The sequence below is a fragment of the Pseudoalteromonas sp. SCSIO 43101 genome (genome assembly GCF_023650775.1).
Classification (GTDB): Bacteria; Pseudomonadota; Gammaproteobacteria; order Enterobacterales; family Alteromonadaceae; genus Pseudoalteromonas; species Pseudoalteromonas apostichopi.
Map to the genome: position 1 here is coordinate 787107 of NZ_CP072674.1, position 17701 is coordinate 804807.

A 17701-nucleotide genomic window follows, 5' to 3' on the forward strand; every position below is an offset into this window, starting at 1 on the left:
AAATAGCTAATCACTGTGGCATTTAATTAAACTATTATTTAAATTCAATAACTTAAATTTTAAATATGGCATATCTACACTTTAGTAGCAGAAGATTGCATAGTGGCTATTTCTTTTAGTTATACCCCGAGCGTGCTAGCATTTAATTTCTGAAATTTTTGAATACTAAAAATTATGAGCCTATCTGAAAAAAACTTAGCTTTTGTTATGCACTGCGGTGAAATGGGTAGCCGTTGGGGCTTTAACCGCACCATTGGTCAAATGTGTGGATTATTAACCATTACTAAAGAACCAATGACGGCAAATGAAATTGCCGATACCTTAAGTATCTCGCGCGGAAACGTAAGTATGGGCATTAAAGAGCTACAGTCTTGGCGCTTAATTAAAGTGCACCATATTCCGGGTGACCGTAAAGAATACTACGGCCCTGCTGGCAGCATTTGGGATATGGCCAACCGCGTATTCGAAGAGCGTAAAAAACGCGAGATAGACCCAACCCTAAGCCTGCTTCGCGATAACATTTTAGAAGAAGCCCACACAGATGATGAGCGCTTTGCTCAGCAACAAATGCAAGAAATTCACGACCTACTCGAAACCGTAACCAAGTGGTCAGCAGAGCTACAACGCTTAAGCCCTGAGCAACTGCAAAGCCTAATGAAACTAGGTTCTGGCATTGGTAAGGTACTTGATTTTAAAGATAAGATTTTGAAAAAGCCGGGGAAAGGGGAATAAGTTAGCGAGTTTGACCTTGTAGGCGTGAAACTTGTTTCGCGCGCACTCTTGTAGGTCTTGCTTAAGGCGTTTGTAGGAGATAATCGTAACTTTGTTTCCATTTGCTATACTAATAATTAAGCGTCTATTTACGTTCTGACATACAAGGATATTAGGCTATGTATAAACAAACGGAAATTAATTACACGTTAATTATTATTTTATTAGTGATTAGTGCCTTTATAATTTTCTCTCCTGAACTGGCTAACCTCAAACTGATTATAATATCGATAAACCTGCTTATTGTTGTGTTGTTTTTTTCACTGACAATAGTAATCGATGAACAAAAACTTCGTTGGTATTTTGGGTTTGGGATCATTAGCAAACAGGTTGAATTATCTCAGATTGCCGACACTTCTGAATACCAAACAAAATGGTATCAAGGAATTGGTATACGTATGCTAAGTGATGGCTGGTTATATAACGCGTCTGTTGGAAAAGCCGTTAAAATAACTTTAACTGACGGAAAAAACATATACCTTGGCTGTAAAGACGTTGATGCACTGCAACAAGCACTCAAGGTAAAGGTTTAAAATTGTACCGAGTGGAAAGTTAGCGAGTTTGTAGGAGGCGTTTTAACGCCGAATAAGTTAGCAAGTTGCTCGGGTAAAACTTATTGCTTTACCCTTGGTACTTGCTAACTTTTATTAATCAATTACTTAATCGCTGGGTAACCGATGCGATCTGATAAGTAACCGACACTGGTTGCGAAGTAATACGAGCGATTCCAGTGCATAAGTGCTTTGTAGTTATCGTAGGCTAGATACATACGGCCGTTTACGTCATCTGGCATTACCATTGCGGCGGTAACATCAACGTTTGGTAAGTCACTGCCATCCATTTTACGAACACCGATGGCTTGCCAATCTGCAAGGCTGCGCTCTGAATCTTTCCAATACTCTAACCATTGGCTGCGTGTTTTCGTGCCACGTTTAAGAATATATGAGTTATCAAACCCTTCAGGTAATTTAACTTGGCGACCCCAGGTTAAATCATCGTTCCAACCAGCTTGCTTTAAGTAATTTGCGATTGAAGCAAATGCATCTTCTTCTGTGGTCCAAATATCTTTGCGGCCATCACCATTGTAATCAACAGCATAGGCGTTAAATGAGGTTGGCATAAACTGCGTTTGCCCCATTGCACCAGCCCAAGAGCCTTTGAATTTATCAAGGGTAATGTGACCCTCTTTTAAGATATCAAGTGCTGCCCAAAGTTGGTTTTTATACATGGCTTCGCGGCGACCATCAAACGCAAGTGTCACCAATGATGCAATCACACTGTGACCACCTTGGATTTTACCAAAGTTACTTTCTAGGCCCCAAAGTGCAACAATAAAACGCGCTTGAACACCGTATTCTTTGGCTACTTTTTCAAGAACGTCTTGGTTTTCTTTGTATAATTTACGCGCGCGGTCAATTTTCCATTGCGGCACACGTTTTGGTAAATAAGTTTCGAGGGTTTCTTTTACTTCTGGCTGATTTTTATCTGCTGAAATAACTTTCTTTTTGAATTTAGCTGTTGCAAGTGCTTGATCAACTAAGGCTTCATCATAGCCTTTTTCAATTGCTTCTTTTTTTAATGCTGCAACGTAAACGTCAAAATCAGCTTGTGTCTTTTGTTCTGCCAATACTGAAGTACTTAGTGAAGCACTGAGTAAAATGACGGCAAGTTTTTTAATCACTCTCAACTCCCTTGTCTTTTTTAAATTGGGTTAACAGATTTTCTTCTGGCGGAGGTAATTGCAAGTAGAACCCTTGATCAATTAACGCTTGCTTAACCGCGCCTAAGTCTGCCACACCTAACTTTTCACGGCTTGCTAGATTAATCATCATCACGTACTTAGGTTGACCAAACGTTTCTAGTAAAGGTTCAGGTACGCGTGAGAAATCATCTCTTTTTTCTACAAAAAGGTATGTATCCGCTTTTTTAATACTTTTATACACCGCAGTTAGCATTATGGCCCTATAATATCTTGCTTAACGAAGGCGCACACTATAACATGAGTCAAATAATAAGTTAGAAAAAATAGATTAGATTTTTACTGTATATGCCTTGTTCAGCCTGTGTTTATACTTAAATTATGCTAATCCAGACAATTCAATTGAGCGTGTATGTCGGAACAAATTTTTGAATTAAAAGGGAACCTTTTTACGTTATCTGTTTTACATTTATTTTCAGCAGATACGGCCCTCTTAAGTAAGCAGTTAGATGAGAAAATCGCCCAAGCACCTAAGTTCTTTGCCGGTGCGCCTATCGTAATCAACTTAAGCGACGTACAAGATGAAGCGCTTGATTTCTCTTTCTTAAAATCAATGTTAAGCGGCCTTTCGCTAAACCCTGTTGGGGTTTGTAATGGCTCTCAAGAGCAAAACGAAAGCGCAAAAGCTGCAGGCTTGTCGGTGTTAAATTATTCACAAGACGTTAAGGCTGCAACCGCTAAACAACAAACAAATACATCTATCGTTGAAAAAACCGTTCACCTGCCTGCGCAAGTTATTCATGGCACTGTTCGTTCGGGCCAGCAAGTGTATGCAAAAGACCGCGATTTAATCGTGATTGGTGCTGTAAGTCATGGCGCCGAAGTGATAAGCGACGGTAACGTGCACATTTATGGCACCCTTCGCGGCCGTGCAATTGCAGGGGCAAAAGGTTACAACGAAGCAAATATATTTTGCCAAAAATTAGAAGCAGAACTTGTTTCGATTAATGGTAGTTATTGGATCAGCGACTCTCTACAAGGTGAACACTGGGGCAGCGCAGTACAAATCCAACAAAAAAATGATTCATTAGAAATTTCAGCTTTGGTTAAAGGATAAATCTCATGGCAAAAGTGATTGTCGTTACTTCTGGTAAAGGTGGTGTTGGTAAAACCACATCAAGTGCTGCGATTGGCACAGGTTTAGCGCTTAAAGGCTTTAAAACCGTTATTATCGACTTTGATATTGGTCTACGTAATCTTGACCTTATCATGGGTTGTGAACGCCGTGTTGTTTATGATTTCGTAAACGTAATCAATGGCGAAGCAAACCTAAATCAAGCACTTATTAAAGATAAGCGCGTTGATAAGCTACATATTTTACCTGCCTCACAAACCCGTGATAAAGACGCACTAACCCGTGATGGTGTTGAGCGCGTACTTAACGAGCTGAAAAAAGATTTTGATTACATTGTGTGTGACTCACCAGCGGGTATTGAAGCCGGTGCAATGATGGCAATGTACTTCGCTGATGAAGCGATTGTAACAACGAACCCAGAAGTATCATCAGTACGTGACTCTGACCGTATTCTTGGCATTTTACACAGCAAATCAAAACGTGCTGAAGAAGGTCTTGAAAGCGTAAAAGAACATCTACTATTAACACGCTATAATCCTGAGCGTGTTGAAAAAGGTGAAATGCTTTCGGTAGAAGACGTACAAGAAATCTTAGCGATTAAACTACTGGGCGTTATTCCTGAATCACAAGCTGTTCTTAGTGCATCGAACTCTGGTCAACCGGTTATTCTAGATGCTGAATCTGATGCTGGCCAAGCGTATACAGATGCAATCAATCGTTTATTAGGCGAAACTGTTGATTTTCGTTTCTTAGACGTTGAGAAGAAAGGCTTATTTAAACGGATTTTTGGAGGTTAATGTGTCTTTACTTGACTACTTCCGCTCAGAAAAGAAAAGCAGTGCGTCATTAGCAAAAGAGCGATTGCAGATCATTGTCGCACACGAACGTTCACAGCGTGGTACACCTGATTATTTACCACAGCTAAAACAAGACATCCTAGATGTTATTCGTAAATACGTGAATGTAAACACTGATGCAGTTCAGGTTCAGTTTGACCAAAACGAAGATGACTTAGCAGTACTTGAGCTAAACGTCACTTTACCTGACGAAGAAAAGAAATAGTCAAAATTGGGCGCTTAGTTTTTAACAGCGCCCTTTTTTATTTCTGCCACTGCATGTGAAACTCATAGTCGTCTTCGCCTAGAGTTTTAAACCCTGCCCGTTGATATAATCCATACGCTGGATTAGCTTTTAACACCGTTAAATTTATCTTTGCTGTTTGCGCTTTTAGTGCATCTAACACCTTAGTGCCTAACCCTTTGCCTTGCTCTTTAGGTGCAATTTGTAGCTGTAATAAACTAATTGCTTGATCACTAACGATGAACTTGGCAGCGCCTACACATTGCCCATCATTTAACACTAAATGACTATGCTCAAAGTGCTCAGCCACTCTTGCTTGATGCTGCTCAAGTGATAAAAATAACCCCTGATTTTCTAAGTGCTCAACCATGGTATTTAATCTTAGGTCGAGTAAATAGGCTTTGTCTTGCTCAGTTGTTTTTACAAACTTAATCATTATTGTCTTAAAAAAGAAAAAGGTACTTTAATAAAAGTACCTTTTTAGGTTGCAACAAACAACATGTCTTCGGTTAGAAATTATAATTTGCGCCTAAGTAAAAACGGCGGCCCGAATATTGGTTATAAGTAAAGCGATTGCTTTGTTTCCAGTAACCTTCTTCAACTTCTTCTGTTAGGTTCACAACTGATGCGGTAAACGAAAGATCCTCTGTTAAGTTGTACGAGGCATTCACATCAAGCTGACCATAGTCTTTGGTATATAAGTTATAGCCTTGGTGAATACCGTTAGCACGGTCATCTTTCCAGTTATACGACGCACGAACACTAAAGTCGTCATTTTCAAAATACACCGACACATTATATTGGTGCTTAGCCGTGCCTGGAATTTCGGCTTCTGTTTTTTGCCCGTCAGTAGATACTTCGCTGGTGCTGGTATCTGTGTAGGTATAGTTAGTTAAAATACCAAAACCATTATCAAACGAATGCTGAAAGAACAGCTCCAAACCTTCTGATTTTGCATCACCGCCACCGACTTTGGTGTTCATTTCGACTTCGATTGGGCCATTACAACAATCGTGTTCACGCTCTACTATTTCTACTGTCGAAATTGGTAAGTTAGAAATATCTTTAGAGAATAACGTCGCGCCAAGTGCTGAACCATCGCCGTAATACCATTCAATACCTAAATCGAATTGGTCAGATAACATAGGCTCAAGCCCTGTATTTACTGAGGTACCATTACCACGGCCTGTCCATGAATCAGGTGAGTTAATGTTAACTGGAGGACCATATGACTCGGCCTGGCTTAAGTCTGAATAGCTCACTCTTGCCATGGTGCGTGCTGCGGCAAAACGAACAACAAGGTCTTCGGTTGCATCCCATGCAAGGTTAAAGCTTGGTAGTACTTCACTGCCATCGCTACTGCGCTCATTCGGGTCGGTATCGTCATCGTCTTGACCAATGACATCATCGTAAGTCAAAGTGCTAAGCTCTGTATTGACATAGCGCACGCCGACATTACCGCGAAAATCTTGCCATTCAAAATCAGCTTGTGTGTACACAGACCAAATTTTCTCTTCAAGGGCATAAGTACCCGAAAGCGTAGGTACAACTGTTTGGCTAAAGTTTTCTTTTAAGTAGTTATCAAGCGCTCCAAAATCGAATGCTAAAAAGTTAAATGCACCTGTATCACCGGCGCTGTTATCAACCACGTGGTCGCTCACCAATGTTGGTGCATCCGGATGAAAATCTGGATTATGGAACCACTCAGTACCAGGTAAATAACCTCGGTAACCACCGTTATCAGCTATGCCGTCATCCCAACGAAAGTCGTTACGAATACCTTTAATTTCGTGATCGCGGTATTTACCCCCCACATATAAACGGGTGAAAAAGCTACCATCAAGGTCAAATTTTACATCTGTTTGAATGTAATCTTCAGAGTCTTCATTTTCAGATGAGTAAGAGTCAAACCAATCGTAATATTGGTACGCTTCTTTATCAGTGGCTAAATCGGTCGATACTTCATAGCTTGGTTTACCATTTTCAATTGACCATAACCAGCTATTTACTGAGCCTAACCGCGCATCAATATTAGCGTAGGTTTCTTTTGAGGTACCACCCTCTGCTTCGGTATGCCCCAGCTTTACTGTAACGCTGTAAGTATCGCCATAATAAGTGCCTTCAAAATCGTAGGTGTTTGATTTTGACTCACCAAAACGCTCACGCCCGGTAAGTTGAGGAGACAACAAACCGCGACGCACAGGCACACCGCCGTTTACATCAGCATCACCCCAGTTATTGTCATTCAGTAAACCATTATCACCGTTACCGTAAGCAACTACGGTATCGCCATCAAGTACAATACCGTAATACGGGTTATGATTATCATTCCACTCAGCAAAGGTAATGCTTTGTCCTGTTTGGTCATAACCTAGCTTGGCACCAAAATAATTAAAGTTTAAGTCAAGTCTGTCACTTGGGGCCCATTGAACGGCCACTTGATAACCATCACGGGTACGGTCTTGGTTTGAGTTATTTACACTCATAGCCCGCGGTGCCCATACATTGTTGTACACTTCGCCAGTTGCTTGGTCGACAAGCGCAGGGCGCTCTGCCCCTTCAACTGTATCTGAGTGAAAACGCCAGTGTGACGCGTTGTTAGTGATGGTTGTTACGGTGCGATCTTGACGAGTAAAGCCGGCAAGTACGCCAAAGTTTTCGTCGTCATTTTTCCATGAATAAAGCACATTGACTTGCGGTTTAGTATCTTCAGACACATCATCGTAAGTTACTTCAGCACTTAACGCACCTGAGTTTGCTTCCATCTCTAGTGGTTTACGGGTATGTAAAATAACCGTACCACCAATACCGCCCTCATCTATGCGTGCTTCAGCACTTTTATACACTTCTACACTTTTGATCATGCTTGAAGGCAATAACGTGTAATTAAAACTACGGGTAGGAGTACCTGAACCTGATGAAGCAATATAGTTACCGTTTAATTGGGTTAGAGTCCAATCTGGTGAAGTACCACGAATACTTACACGGCTACCTTCGCCACCATCGCGGTCAATTAGAACACCTGATACACGTTGCAATGAATCAGCGACATTTTTATCAGGGAACTTACCTATATCCTCAGCAGTGATTGCATCAACAGTGGCAGCTGATAGTCGTTTTATTGCTAAGTTTTCTGCTGTTGAAGAACGAATTCCTCGTACTTCAATCACTTCTACATCGTCATTTGCTTGCTCTGCTGCGTAACTTGTATTAATAGCAGCCAATAGCGAAATTAAAATTGCATTACGTTTGAAATGCCGTCCCTGCCCTTTTGTTTTTATTACAGTTTGCTTGCCCATGCCTATCTCCAGTTGTGTGTTCTGTTTTTGTTTATGAGGCTTTAATACCAACCCGCAATAATAATTAGTCATTTAGAGGGATTAAACCTGTCGCTAACTGCGTTAAAAATTTCTGATTTAGAACAGCTAAATAACGAAATTTCTGCTTTGTTATCAACAAGGTTTTCTTGCCTCAAAATAGACCATTTAATTAAGCGAATTGGTATAACCTCCACAAAAACGATTTATTGTTATCGGTTTTAAAACGTATTATCGGTAGTTAATAGCTTGTTAAACTCCAATTCAGAATAGGGTGAGTGGTCAAAAAGTGATAATAAAAATTCGGTGAGAGATATGACAAAATCGGCGTGTGGAATATTTTATATTCATTTTTATCTTTTCTACTTTATAGTTAACCTTATGTTTTTTGTATTTAAGCCTAAATTCTAAAAAACACACACAAACATATAATTCATTGATAAATATAAATTAAAACCCGAAAGGCACTTTCTGATAATGCAAGTTAAATAAGTGACTAGAAACTAGGTGTAATAGATATGGTAAAAGAACGACGATGAGCAATGGTAAAATTCTCGAAGTCTGCCTAAACGAAGGCGACTTAAAGCAACTTGCGAACAACGTTTTTACGTCTAGCAACTTAGGCGTAAAACGATTTGAGTTATGCAGTAATTTGCACCTAGGAGGCTTAACACCCGGTATTTCTGCAATTGAATGCGCATTGAAAAGCCTGACCAGAAATACCGAGCTATTAGTAATGATACGACCAGAAGCTGGCAATTTTACTGTAAGTACTGAGTGTCATAAATTAATGGAAAAACAGATAAAACTCGCAGCTAATGTAGGCGCACATGGGGTAGTATTTGGTGCAGTCAAACAAGGAAAACTTGATATAGAGGTAACTCGTTCTTTACTCGCCACTGCAAAACATTATGGGCTTATGGTTACCTTTCATCGTGCATTCGATAGCCTGACAAATCCGTTATGCGCACTTGAAAAACTAATTAGCTTAGGAGTTGACCGCATATTAACAGCAGGCACGCCGTGGCAAAGCGGCCAAAGTGCTGTTGATGGTCTAAATCAGCTCAACACATACTTAGCACACAGCGCTAATCAAATAGAAATTGTTATGGGTGGTGGCGTTACCCTAGAAAACGCGGAAGCTTTTTGGCAATTAATAAGAAACCATTCAGCAAATGCATCTGTACATGTACACTCTTGCGTGCATAACGCACAAGGTGCAATTAGCGCTGAGGCTATCAATAAGCTACTTTCAAAGGATTAAGCATGGCAAGCAAAGCAATTTATTTTTTAGGTATTGATGGCGGTGGCAGTAAATGTAAGGTGCGTTTAGAAAACGAAAATGGCACCCTACTTAGCGAAGCTATCAGTGGCTCAGCAAACGTGGCTACCAGCTATAAACAAAGTCAAAGTTCAATACTCCATGCTACAGAACTTGCTTTTCATGATGCTGGGCTTGCCTTAAGCGAGCTGAAAAATACCTATGTGCATGCCGGGCTTGCTGGTGCCAATATCGAATCTGCCTATCAATCTATGCTCATGTGGCAACATCCATTTGCCAACTTTACCCTGTCAACAGATATGCTGATTGCGTGTAAAGGCGCACACCAACACCATGATGGCGCGGTGATTATTCTTGGTACGGGCTTTTGTGCAGGCTACCAGCAGCAAAACCAATTTAACGAATTGGGTGGATATGGTTTATTACTGAGCGATGGTGCCAGTGGTGGTTGGTTAGGCTTACAACTTTGCCGTAAAGCATTTGAAGTACTTGATGGTGTTGCGAAAAGTTCAACGGCCATAGATACCCTACTCACCCAGCTTAACTGCCACTCCAGCCAAGCGTTAAGTCAGCTTTTAATATCGGCGCGCCCTGCTGAGCTCGCTAAATTTGCGCCCCTCGTTTTTAGCCATTCTGACGACGCTTTTTGTAAGCAATTAATCAATGAAGCTTGTGCATACATAGCCCGCTATATCTCATACTTTGAAAAGCAAGGCATTAAAAAAATTACCTTGATGGGCGGTATTGCCAGTGCCATTACCCCTTACTTAACTTATGCTAGTAAAGCGCGTTTAACCCCTGCCCTTGCCAGTGCTGAGCAAGGGGCTATTTTAATGGCGAGAGCGGCAATTTAATCACCGAGTTGTGAGCGCATTTGTGATGGAATTTCACCAAACAAACGCCGAAATTGTTTGCTGAAGTAACTTGGTTCGGAAAATCCGCATTGATAAGCAACTTGTGAAATGGGTAGCTGTGTTTCAATCAGTAGCTTGCGGGCATTTTCGAGACGGACTTCGTTGATAAACTGATTAGGAGTTTTTGCCAAATGCTTTTTAAAGCGACGTTCTAAGGCACTTACTGACAAATGTGCAAGCTCTGCCAATTCATCAATACTAATCTGACGATGATAGTGCTCGCGAATAAATTTTACTGGCTCTTCAATCGCACGAACATGAGAAAGCGCTTTTGAGGTTTTTTGTAAGTGCCGAGTCACCCCGTAGGTGCCAATCACATTGTCATCGTGATCTTTTAAAGCATGCTTTGATGTTGAAAACCAACCAAGCTCACCTTGTTGGGTTTGATTAAGTTCTAAACGGTCAGTCACTATGAAGCCTTCCATCACTCGCTTATCATCATTGACGTATTGAAACGCCAAGTGTTTTGGGGAAAAGTCAAAGTCTGTTTTTAACAATATTTGCTCAAGTGTTTTATAACCCTGATGCTCAATAAAATGTTGATTACAATGCAAGATTCTACTATCAGTGTCTTTTACCCAAAAGAGAATATCTGGCAATAAGTCAAATGCAGCAATCAACTGATTTACACCAGCTTTTTTTATTATTTCTTGTATATCCATCGCTCAATTTTGTCTCTTTCCCGAATAATGCTATATATTTTAAACGCCGATTTTGTTGCATTGTCAACCGAATTTTTATTATCACTTATTGCTCAAGCTTTCCTATTATCAATAACATGAGATTAACAGTAGCTAACGCTATTTAAATTAGGAGCGCTTAAGATGAGCAAAGCTAAGATCCGCATGGCGATGGTTGGCGGTGGCGAAGGTGCTTTCATTGGCGCTATTCATCGTATTGCAGCACGATTAGACGGGATGATAGAGCTTGTTGCAGGCGCATTTAGTTCAGATGCTAATAAGTGTAAAGCAACTGGCGAGTTACTAGGGCTAGATAACAGTCGTTGCTACGACAGTTACCAAAGCTTATTTACCGAAGAAGCAAAATTACCCGCTGATGAGCGTATCGACTTTGTAGCTATTGTAACACCCAACCATTTACATTTTCCCGTCGCCAAAATGGCACTTGAACATGGTTTTCATGTGTTATCAGACAAACCGGCAACGCTAACACTTGCAGAAGCAGAGCAATTACAAGCCATCATTGCAAAGCAGCACGTTTTGTACGGTTTAACCCACACTTACACGGGTTACCCTATGGTAAAAGAAGCCAAACATCGCGTTAAATCCGGTGAGCTTGGCACGATTCGCAAGGTGATTGTTGAGTACACCCAAGGCTGGTTATCTCATAGTGAAGACGAAGCATCAAAACAAGCAAGTTGGCGCTTAGATACCAGTAAGTCAGGCATTAGCTGCTGTATGGGCGATATTGGCGTGCATGCAGCTAACTTAGCCGAATATGTATCTGACCTTGAAATTACAGAGCTTTGTGCTGATTTAGATCATGTCGTTGATGGTCGAGTTCTCGATGATGATGGCACCGTGCTACTTAGATTCAATAATGGTTGTAAAGGCGTTTTACTAGCAAGCCAAATCGCTATTGGCGATGAAAACAACTTACGGCTACGTATTTACGGCGACAAGGCAAGCCTTGAATGGTCACAGCTTGAGCCTAATAGTTTATGGCTGCGTGGTCACAACCAACCCTCTATTTTACTGCGAGCGGGTGTGGGTGAATTACACCCTGACACACAAAACGCACTGCGAGCCCCTGCAGGTCACCCTGAAGGCTACCTAGAAGCATTTGCTAATATCTACAGCAATTTTGCAGCACAAATTCACGCATTTAAACAAGGCGACCATGCAACAAACTCAGCATTTGATGTGCCTGGCATCAATGAAGCTATACGTGGTATGGCATTTATTGAGCACGTAGTTGCTTCATCAAAGCAAGACATTAAGTGGCACAAATTACAGATTGGATAATAAAGAATGAATAAAATCAAAGGGCCAGCAATTTTTTTGGCGCAGTTTATTTCTAAAGAAGCCCCCTTTAACAGCCTTCGTGGCTTATGTAAGTGGGCAAGCGGTTTAGGTTACAAAGCGATTCAAGTACCTACCTCTAACCCTGAAATTTTCGATTTAGAAAAAGCCGCCCAAAGTCAGCAATACTGCGATGAAGTCACTGGTATTGCCACAGAGTATGGACTTACAATTTCAGAGTTATCAACCCATTTGCAAGGTCAGTTAATTGCTGTACACCCTGCGTACGATGAAATGTTCGATAACTTTGCCGCAGAGCATGTAAAAGGTAACCCTGCAGCACGTACAGAATGGGCAACAGAGCAACTGATGCTAGCTGCTAAAGCCAGTAAGAACCTGGGGTTAACAACTCATGCGACTTTTTCGGGTTCTTTTTTATGGCATACCTTTTACCCGTGGCCACAACGCCCACAAGGACTCGTTGAGCAAGGTTTTAATGAGCTTGCTAAGCGTTGGTTACCTATTTTAGATTGCTTTGACGAGCATGGTGTCGATGTCTGTTATGAATTACATCCGGGTGAAGACTTACATGATGGCGTGACATTTGAGCGCTTTTTAGCGGCTACTGATAATCATCCGCGCGTTAATATTCTTTATGATCCGAGCCACTTCGTATTGCAACAGCTCGACTATTTAGCGTTTATCGATATCTATCATTCGCGCATTAAAGCGTTTCATGTCAAAGATGCCGAGTTTATTGCGAATGGCCGCTCTGGGGTATATGGCGGTTTTCAAAACTGGCAGGACCGACCGGGTCGTTTTCGTTCTTTAGGAGATGGCCAAGTAGATTTTAAGCAAATCTTTAGCAAGTTAACTCAATATGGGTTTGATGGTTGGGCTGTACTTGAATGGGAGTGCTGCTTAAAGCACCCTGAAGATGGAGCAAGAGAAGGTGCTGAGTTTATTAAAGCTCACTTAATAAACCCAACAGACAAAGCCTTTGACGATTTTGCCAGTGGCGCAACAAACACCGAGCGTAATAATCGAATTTTAGGTTTATAAAACCGACAACAATAGAACACACAGGACACACAATATGGACAACAATAATTATAACCGCATAGTCTTTCGGCTTTGCTGTATAGCACTGATTGTGACCTCTATGACCTTTGCCATCCGTGCTGGTATTTTAGGTCAACTTGGCAGTGAATTTGGTTTAACAGACACCGAACTTGGTTGGGTGAATGCCATGGCATTTTTGGGCTTTCCGGTTGCGACTATGGTCGGCGGTATTATTTATAATGCCATTGGCGCTAAGAAATTAGTCGCTTTAGCGTTTATCTGTCATTTACTTGGTCTGGTTTTGACTATAACTGCCGATGGCTTTTGGGGCTTGTTAGTTTCTACCTTTTTGATTGGTTTTGCTAACGGTTCTGTTGAAGCGGGCTGTAATCCGCTGATTGCAGAAATGTATCCTAAAAATACCACTACCATGCTAAACCGTTTTCATGTTTGGTTCCCAGGTGGCATTGTGATTGGCGCACTTGCTTCTAACTTTATGTCGGGAGCGGGCCTAAATTGGCAGTGGCAAGTAGCATTAATTTTAGTTCCAACCGTTATTTATGGCGCGATGCTAATTAAAGCTCAGTTTCCTAGCTTTGATACCCGTGCTCACTCGACCACCAGCAATATTCGCCACTTATTCACGCCGTTATACATCTTTTTAATTGCCTGTATGACGTTCACTGCAACCACTGAGTTTGGAACGCAACAATGGATTGAGCGAATTTTAGGTTCTTCTGGGGCTTCTCCTATGGTGGTATTAGCTTTAATCACCGGCTTAATGGCAGTTGGTCGCTTCTTTGCGGGTCCAATTGTTCATAAGCTTAATCCTACTGGTGTGTTACTTGGTTCTGCCATTTGTGCAAGCTTAGGGATCTTTATGATGAGTCAAGCCGAGGGCAGCATGATTTATCTGGCAGCGATGCTATTTGCACTTGGCGTTACCTACTTTTGGCCAACCATGCTTGGCTGCGTTGCTGAATACATTCCCAAATCTGGCGCATTGGGTATGTCGTTAATGGGCGGTGCAGGCATGTTTGCTATGAGCATCTGGAACCCAGTAATTGGTAGTTGGATAGACACTGCCCGCTCATCGGCAGAGGCAAGTGGTGCAAGTGCTGAACAAATTGAAATTTTAGCCGGACAGGCTGTATTACAAAACCTACTGATCTTCCCAATTATTTTAATCGTCGCATTCATTGGGTTGCATTTAGTAGTTAATAACAACAAACGCACCGAAAAATGTGCGTCTTAAGCAAGTAAATCGTCGAGGAACACTATGTTTAAATCTCTTAAAGCACTGACTTTAATGCTTACCGTTAGTAGCTGTGCACTCGCTAATGCGGCTGACAATCAGCTTACACAACAAGAAAAGCAAGCTGGCTGGCAGTTATTGTTTGATGGCAAAGATATGTCGCAGTGGCGCAATTTTAAAAGCGAATCTTTAAATCCTGCGTGGGTTGTTGAAGATGGCGCGATGACATTAACCAAAGGTGGCGGTGATGTGCTTACCAAAAAGCAGTACCAAAATTTTGAATTACTGATTGATTGGAAAATCTCTACCAAGGGTAATAGTGGTATTTTCGTACTGGCTGATGAAACTGGGCAGATGATTTACTCACATGCTCCTGAAATTCAAATTATCGATAACGAAGAACACCCAGATACTGAAATTGATTCGCACTTAGCGGGTTCAATTTACGATTTATTTGCAGCGCCAACTGCGGCACACAAACCTGCAAATAGCTGGAACCATGTACGCATTAAGATGCAAGACAACCACTTACAAGTTTGGCAAAACGGTATCAGCACCACCAGCATTGTGATTGGTAGTACAACCTGGAATACCCTTGTTAAAGGCAGTAAGTTTGCAACCTGGAAAAACTTTGCAACAGCATCGCAAGGTCATATTGGGCTTCAAGACCACGGTGACAAAGTGTGGTTTAAAAATATAAAAATTAAGGAGCTATAAGATGTCTGATTTTAAACATAAGGTATTAGTAGTTGGCTCTGGTGCTGGCGGTGCCATGGCTGCTTACACGCTGACCAAACTTGGCCACAAAGTCTTATTACTTGAAGCCGGTCGTAATTATGACCCGAAAACAGAAAGCCCGATGTTTCGCCGTAACAACGAAGCCCCACTTATGGGGGCTGGTAATAAAGACAAAAACTTTGGCTTTTACGATGCAACCGTTGATGGCGGCTGGCAAGTGCCTGACGAACCTTATACTAGCGCTAAAGGCAGTGACTTTTACTGGTGGCGTGCACGTATGCTAGGTGGTCGAACTAACCACTGGGGCCGCTATTCATTACGCTTTAGTGAGCACGATTTTAAAGGTAAAAGCCGTGATGGTCACGGTGCTGATTGGCCTTTTGAATACGCTGATTTAGCACCTTGGTACGATAAAACAGAAGAGCTTGTTGGTGTGTGTGGTACCAATACTGGCCATGAAGATATGCCAGATTCATCGCCAGGTATTTTACAGCCACCACCGAAGCCGCGTGTTCCTGAGCTTTTAATTGCCGCCTCTGCAAAGAAAATGGGCATTCAAGCAGTGCCTATGCACCGCGCGGTACTAACCCGCCCGAAAGATGACCGCATGGCCTGTTTTTATGCAACACCTTGTGGTTCTGGTTGCTCGATTGGCGCCGCTTTCCAAACCACAACATCGCTTCTACCTATGGCAAAAGCTACGGGTAACTTAAAAGTAATTACCGATGCCATGGTTAAATCAGTCAAGGTTGATGAGCAGGTAAAGTAACTGGCGTAACCTATGTTGATAAACATACGGTCACTGAGCATGCCATTGATGCAGATGTGGTTATCTTAGCAGCCAGTGCCTGTGAATCAGCGCGTATCTTATTAAACTCAAAAAATAAAAAGCACCCTAAAGGCCTTGCTAATTCAAGTGGCCAAGTAGGTCGAAACTTAATGGATTCGACAGGTGCATGGTTAGGTGCACAAATTCCTGCACTTAAAGGCCGTCCACGTTATAACGAAGATGGCCATACCGCTAATCACTTATTTATTCCTTGGTGGGGTCATCAAGCACAAGCTAACAATGAGCTAGACTTTCCACGAGGTTATCACTTTGAAATTGGCGGTGGCTTTAGACAACCAGGCTCGGGTGTATCGGGTGATAAACAAGGCTATGGTCCTGCCCTCAAACAACAAATTCGTGATGCATATGGCTCTTACGTTGGCTTTGCTCTGCGTGGCGAGATGTTACCGAACAAAGATACCTATATGGAAATTGACGAAAAGGTTAAAGACAAATGGGGTATTCCGGTATCAAAGTTCCACTTTAAGTGGTCTGACAGAGAGTTAAAGCAAATTGAACATGGTTTAAAAACTGCGAAGCAAATTTTAGAAAACATGGGTGCGACCGTTGGCGATCTCCCTCCTGCTGAAAAAGCAATTTCAAAAGGCGGCGAAATCATCCACGAAGTGGGAACCACACGAATGGGTAGCTCAAAGAAAGATTCGGTCACCAATCAATGGGGACAAACGTGGGATTGTAATAACCTATTTGTAATGGATGCCGGTGTATTTGCTTCAAATCCTCATAAAAACTGTACGCTCACCATCATGACGCTGGCAATGCGTAATTCAACTTGGCTTGCTCAACAAATTGATAACGGGGTACTTTAATTATGCATCATCGTAACGAACACGACTCATATAACTATGTTTCTAACATGAGCCGCCGTGAGTCTTTAAAATGGCTTGGCTTATTAGCTGCAGGCTCGGCAGTGGGTTTAACCGCTGGTTGCACAAAAGCACTTGAAGATGACGGTGCTGTCTCTGCAAAAGAGCATTGGCCTGATTTAGATATTAAGCCTGTCACCGCGAAAGGCTATGGCCAAGATCCTAATTTGGTGATGCCACCAGAATCACCTTGGCCACTGACCTTAACGGCTGACGAACTTACGTTAGTAGCGCTATTATCTGATTACATTGTACCGCGCGAAGGTGATATTCCTTCAGCCAGTGAGCTACAAGTACCGGCAGTTATTAATGAATGGGTTAGCGCACCTTATGAAGGCCAACAACGCGATAGAATTAAAATTTTAAATTCATTAGCGTGGCTTAACGATGAAGCACAGCTTCGTTTTAAAAAGCAATTTGTTGCGCTGAACGAAAAGCAACATCGTGCGATTCTAGACGATATTGCGTTTTTAAACGAGCAAACACCGGCGCAGTTTAAGCGTATTGGTAAAGCCTTTTTACGCTTTAAAGAGTTAGTGCTCGCAGCCTTTTTCTGTACACCTGAAGGCTGTAAAGACATAGGTTACCTCGGCAATGTACCAATTGCGGGTGATTATCCTGGCCCTTCTGATGAAGCAAAAGCTCATTTAGATCAGGTCTTAGCAGAGCTTGGTCTGAGCGAGTACGCCTATACCGATTAACTTTCCCCCTTGTGTTATTTTTAACACAGTGCAGGGGGTCACTCCCCTG

19 protein-coding genes are annotated in these 17701 nt (G+C 41.9%); 14 read left to right on the forward strand and 5 right to left on the reverse strand.

Annotated features, from left to right (window positions below; genetic code table 11):
- The first annotated feature begins 174 nt into the window (after window positions 1-174).
- Together J8Z25_RS20550 and J8Z25_RS20555 are read left to right on the forward strand one after the other, a co-directional pair.
- The gene (locus J8Z25_RS20550) at window positions 175-732 is read left to right on the forward strand and encodes a GbsR/MarR family transcriptional regulator (RefSeq protein ID WP_055021667.1); all 558 of its coding nucleotides are present in this window, start codon (window positions 175-177) and stop codon (window positions 730-732) included.
- A gap of 158 nt (window positions 733-890) precedes the next feature.
- Window positions 891-1304 (forward strand): hypothetical protein, encoded by a 414-nt coding sequence (locus J8Z25_RS20555; RefSeq protein WP_130052572.1) that lies wholly within the window; start codon window positions 891-893, stop codon window positions 1302-1304.
- A 122-nt stretch (window positions 1305-1426) separates the two neighbouring features.
- On the opposite strand, the gene J8Z25_RS20560 is transcribed toward J8Z25_RS20555, so the two are convergent.
- Complete coding sequence (locus J8Z25_RS20560) at window positions 1427-2452, reverse strand: lytic murein transglycosylase (protein ID WP_130052573.1); 1026 nt, start codon at window positions 2450-2452, stop codon at window positions 1427-1429.
- The gene (locus tag J8Z25_RS20565) at window positions 2445-2726 is read right to left on the reverse strand and encodes a YcgL domain-containing protein (RefSeq protein WP_130052574.1); all 282 of its coding nucleotides are present in this window, start codon (window positions 2724-2726) and stop codon (window positions 2445-2447) included. Before J8Z25_RS20565 ends, J8Z25_RS20560 begins: the two co-directional genes overlap by 8 nt.
- A 156-nt stretch (window positions 2727-2882) precedes the next feature.
- Between J8Z25_RS20565 and minC the strand changes: the two genes are divergently transcribed.
- The 3 genes from minC to minE are packed head-to-tail and all read left to right on the forward strand — an operon-like array spanning window position 2883 to window position 4667.
- On the forward strand, window positions 2883-3587 hold the full coding sequence (minC, locus tag J8Z25_RS20570) for a septum site-determining protein MinC (protein WP_130052575.1): 705 nt from the start codon (window positions 2883-2885) through the stop codon (window positions 3585-3587).
- A 5-nt stretch (window positions 3588-3592) separates the two neighbouring features.
- Entirely contained in the window at window positions 3593-4402 is an 810-nt protein-coding gene (gene minD, locus J8Z25_RS20575) for a septum site-determining protein MinD (RefSeq protein ID WP_130052576.1), read from the forward strand.
- A gap of 1 nt (window position 4403) precedes the next feature.
- The gene (minE, locus tag J8Z25_RS20580; RefSeq protein WP_054552047.1) at window positions 4404-4667 is read left to right on the forward strand and encodes a cell division topological specificity factor MinE; all 264 of its coding nucleotides are present in this window, start codon (window positions 4404-4406) and stop codon (window positions 4665-4667) included.
- Window positions 4668-4704: 37 nt separating this feature from the next.
- Here the strand turns inward: minE and J8Z25_RS20585 are convergent, their stop codons facing one another.
- Window positions 4705-5121 carry a GNAT family N-acetyltransferase gene (locus J8Z25_RS20585; RefSeq protein WP_239977573.1) on the reverse strand — a complete coding sequence of 139 codons (417 nt, stop codon included), beginning with the start codon at window positions 5119-5121 and terminating at the stop codon, window positions 4705-4707.
- A 73-nt stretch (window positions 5122-5194) separates the two neighbouring features.
- On the reverse strand, window positions 5195-7984 hold the full coding sequence (locus J8Z25_RS20590; RefSeq protein WP_168990038.1) for a TonB-dependent receptor: 2790 nt from the start codon (window positions 7982-7984) through the stop codon (window positions 5195-5197).
- A gap of 553 nt (window positions 7985-8537) precedes the next feature.
- Between J8Z25_RS20590 and J8Z25_RS20595 the strand changes: the two genes are divergently transcribed.
- Window positions 8538-9266, forward strand: a complete 729-nt coding sequence (locus J8Z25_RS20595) for a copper homeostasis protein CutC (RefSeq protein WP_130052578.1) — start codon at window positions 8538-8540, stop codon at window positions 9264-9266.
- Window positions 9267-9268: 2 nt separating this feature from the next.
- Window positions 9269-10138 (forward strand): glucosamine kinase nucleotide-binding domain-containing protein, encoded by an 870-nt coding sequence (locus tag J8Z25_RS20600; protein WP_130052579.1) that lies wholly within the window; start codon window positions 9269-9271, stop codon window positions 10136-10138.
- On the opposite strand, the gene J8Z25_RS20605 is transcribed toward J8Z25_RS20600, so the two are convergent.
- Window positions 10135-10860 (reverse strand): AraC family transcriptional regulator, encoded by a 726-nt coding sequence (locus J8Z25_RS20605; protein ID WP_130052580.1) that lies wholly within the window; start codon window positions 10858-10860, stop codon window positions 10135-10137. The two genes, J8Z25_RS20600 and J8Z25_RS20605, sit on opposite strands and share 4 nt — an antisense overlap.
- A 162-nt stretch (window positions 10861-11022) precedes the next feature.
- Between J8Z25_RS20605 and J8Z25_RS20610 the strand changes: the two genes are divergently transcribed.
- Genes J8Z25_RS20610 through J8Z25_RS20640 form a run of 7 tightly spaced genes read left to right on the forward strand, consistent with a single transcriptional unit; the run spans window position 11023 to window position 17652 of the window.
- Entirely contained in the window at window positions 11023-12183 is a 1161-nt protein-coding gene (locus tag J8Z25_RS20610) for a Gfo/Idh/MocA family protein (RefSeq protein WP_130052581.1), read from the forward strand.
- 6 nt (window positions 12184-12189) lie between these two features.
- Window positions 12190-13242: a sugar phosphate isomerase/epimerase family protein gene (locus J8Z25_RS20615; protein ID WP_130052582.1), complete on the forward strand. Its 1053-nt coding sequence runs from the start codon at window positions 12190-12192 to the stop codon at window positions 13240-13242.
- A gap of 34 nt (window positions 13243-13276) precedes the next feature.
- A complete protein-coding gene (locus tag J8Z25_RS20620) occupies window positions 13277-14497 on the forward strand; it encodes an MFS transporter (protein ID WP_130052583.1) in 1221 nt (406 codons plus the stop codon).
- Between the two features lie 24 nt (window positions 14498-14521).
- The gene (locus J8Z25_RS20625) at window positions 14522-15214 is read left to right on the forward strand and encodes a 3-keto-disaccharide hydrolase (protein WP_130052584.1); all 693 of its coding nucleotides are present in this window, start codon (window positions 14522-14524) and stop codon (window positions 15212-15214) included.
- Window position 15215: 1 nt separating this feature from the next.
- Window positions 15216-16004 carry an NAD(P)-binding protein gene (locus tag J8Z25_RS20630; RefSeq protein WP_250662151.1) on the forward strand — a complete coding sequence of 263 codons (789 nt, stop codon included), beginning with the start codon at window positions 15216-15218 and terminating at the stop codon, window positions 16002-16004.
- A gap of 56 nt (window positions 16005-16060) precedes the next feature.
- Window positions 16061-16894 carry a GMC oxidoreductase gene (locus J8Z25_RS20635; protein ID WP_250662152.1) on the forward strand — a complete coding sequence of 278 codons (834 nt, stop codon included), beginning with the start codon at window positions 16061-16063 and terminating at the stop codon, window positions 16892-16894.
- 2 nt (window positions 16895-16896) lie between these two features.
- Window positions 16897-17652: a gluconate 2-dehydrogenase subunit 3 family protein gene (locus J8Z25_RS20640; RefSeq protein ID WP_130052586.1), complete on the forward strand. Its 756-nt coding sequence runs from the start codon at window positions 16897-16899 to the stop codon at window positions 17650-17652.
- The last annotated feature ends 49 nt before the right edge of the window (window positions 17653-17701 follow it).

Bases quoted from the DNA above. Each gene is read 5' to 3' on its own strand.
- J8Z25_RS20550 (WP_055021667.1), top strand. From the start codon at position 175: ATGAGCCTATCTGAAAAAAACTTAGCTTTTGTTATGCACTGCGGTGAA.
- J8Z25_RS20555 (WP_130052572.1), top strand. From the start codon at position 891: ATGTATAAACAAACGGAAATTAATTACACGTTAATTATTATTTTATTA.
- J8Z25_RS20565 (WP_130052574.1), bottom strand. From the start codon at position 2,726: ATGCTAACTGCGGTGTATAAAAGTATTAAAAAAGCGGATACATACCTT.
- minC (WP_130052575.1), top strand. From the start codon at position 2,883: ATGTCGGAACAAATTTTTGAATTAAAAGGGAACCTTTTTACGTTATCT.
- minD (WP_130052576.1), top strand. From the start codon at position 3,593: ATGGCAAAAGTGATTGTCGTTACTTCTGGTAAAGGTGGTGTTGGTAAA.
- J8Z25_RS20585 (WP_239977573.1), bottom strand. From the start codon at position 5,121: ATGATTAAGTTTGTAAAAACAACTGAGCAAGACAAAGCCTATTTACTC.
- J8Z25_RS20590 (WP_168990038.1), bottom strand. From the start codon at position 7,984: ATGGGCAAGCAAACTGTAATAAAAACAAAAGGGCAGGGACGGCATTTC.
- J8Z25_RS20595 (WP_130052578.1), top strand. From the start codon at position 8,538: ATGAGCAATGGTAAAATTCTCGAAGTCTGCCTAAACGAAGGCGACTTA.
- J8Z25_RS20600 (WP_130052579.1), top strand. From the start codon at position 9,269: ATGGCAAGCAAAGCAATTTATTTTTTAGGTATTGATGGCGGTGGCAGT.
- J8Z25_RS20605 (WP_130052580.1), bottom strand. From the start codon at position 10,860: ATGGATATACAAGAAATAATAAAAAAAGCTGGTGTAAATCAGTTGATT.
- J8Z25_RS20610 (WP_130052581.1), top strand. From the start codon at position 11,023: ATGAGCAAAGCTAAGATCCGCATGGCGATGGTTGGCGGTGGCGAAGGT.
- J8Z25_RS20615 (WP_130052582.1), top strand. From the start codon at position 12,190: ATGAATAAAATCAAAGGGCCAGCAATTTTTTTGGCGCAGTTTATTTCT.
- J8Z25_RS20620 (WP_130052583.1), top strand. From the start codon at position 13,277: ATGGACAACAATAATTATAACCGCATAGTCTTTCGGCTTTGCTGTATA.
- J8Z25_RS20625 (WP_130052584.1), top strand. From the start codon at position 14,522: ATGTTTAAATCTCTTAAAGCACTGACTTTAATGCTTACCGTTAGTAGC.
- J8Z25_RS20630 (WP_250662151.1), top strand. From the start codon at position 15,216: ATGTCTGATTTTAAACATAAGGTATTAGTAGTTGGCTCTGGTGCTGGC.
- J8Z25_RS20640 (WP_130052586.1), top strand. From the start codon at position 16,897: ATGCATCATCGTAACGAACACGACTCATATAACTATGTTTCTAACATG.